Here is a 1,289-nt window from a genome sequence, read left to right as displayed (position 1 = left end):
AATTAAAAAACAACTCCAATATATCAAAAGAAACCTAGCTCATATTGAACAACTAATTGATGCGGGTGCGCTCCTAGGGCGTCGGTTCAGTATTAAGAGTTGACAAGAAAACAGATGTATGAAGTTACCCGGTCAATGAGTTAGACTCTACGGCCGGTTTAATTGGCAGAACCTCAGCCATTCGAGCAATGACATGAAGATTATGGACAACAGCGACTCGGCGTAAATCGAAGAGATTTTTCCGCTGTCGCTCGATACCGGGCGCGGTTCCCCTGCCAATACCCAATATGAGCCAGAGAGTGTTCAACTGTAGTACGTTTTCTCAAGTCTTGGCGACCAATAGCAGTGGACTGACGCGCTCGCAACTCTTGCATTAAGGCTTCATCAAGATGAATTGATACACTACGTCCTCTTTTACTGTTTGTGCAGTCTTCCCTTAGAGGACAAATGGCACATTCACTCAAAGGAAAATGAACAGTTTTTCGGGGTTCAAATGAGACACTTACCTGATTGGGACAGCTAATTAAATGCGTATCCCAGTCAAGAAAAAAAGAATTTTTATCAAACCGTCCAGAATTTCTGACCGGCCACGCCTTGCAAAATATCTGTAATTTATCATCCCGTTGTACCACCCAATGACTGGATAAATAAGCCCGATCAATATGTAACTCAGCTAGGTGAATATTTTGGAATTTTAAGTCACGTTCTAGGTCAACTGTAGCAGCGGATTCCGGAGTATTTGCGCGAGTCAACGCCACCGCGCAAACTACACCACTCTCTAAATCTTTGAGGATGTGGCGTTTATATCCATCTATTTTTTTAGACCGGCTTTTACGCCCATGTCGCATATCGGCGTCCTCAATAGAAATGCGACGCTCTTTGGCCACCCCTTTAGCAAGAGTAGGCACTCCTTGAGAGTCTAAAGTCACATTTTGGGATTCAATGAATCGGGCAACATCTAGAGTTTGTTGAGCCACTTCAAACTCATCACAATCAGACTGGCTTTGCATCCATTCTTCTACAGAATCTAAGCTATTTAGGATAATTAAGAGTGCATTTTGACGCTCTACTGGATTATCCCAGTTTAAATCTAAGGCTGTTTTTAAGCTGGAACTATTAAGGATGGGTGCACCTGCTTCATGGGCAATTTCTGCTGGCTCCCTCCCCTGCACAGCAGCTATCACACTCACCGCCTTACGCAAAGCATGACCCAATAAGCTGTTGCACATTTAAACTGTGATACAAGCATTGCCCTTATTTTTGATTTTGCGACCCCATTTAATTATTAA

General features: G+C 43.2%; 1 protein-coding gene. It reads right to left on the bottom strand.

Going from position 1 to position 1,289, the window contains the following annotated elements:
• Positions 1 to 200: 200 nt before the first annotated feature.
• Positions 201 to 1,229: a transposase gene (locus tag QUA70_RS28460; protein WP_333351118.1), complete on the bottom strand. Its 1,029-nt coding sequence runs from the start codon at positions 1,227 to 1,229 to the stop codon at positions 201 to 203.
• Between the last annotated feature and the right edge of the window lie 60 nt (positions 1,230 to 1,289).

The sequence above is a fragment of the Microcoleus sp. LAD1_D5 genome (assembly GCF_036702115.1).
Lineage (GTDB): Bacteria > Cyanobacteriota > Cyanobacteriia > Cyanobacteriales > Microcoleaceae > Microcoleus.
This window is presented reverse-complemented; position numbering and strand designations above follow the sequence as displayed.

Bases quoted from the DNA above. Each gene is read 5' to 3' on its own strand.
- QUA70_RS28460 (WP_333351118.1), bottom strand. From the start codon at position 1,229: ATGTGCAACAGCTTATTGGGTCATGCTTTGCGTAAGGCGGTGAGTGTG.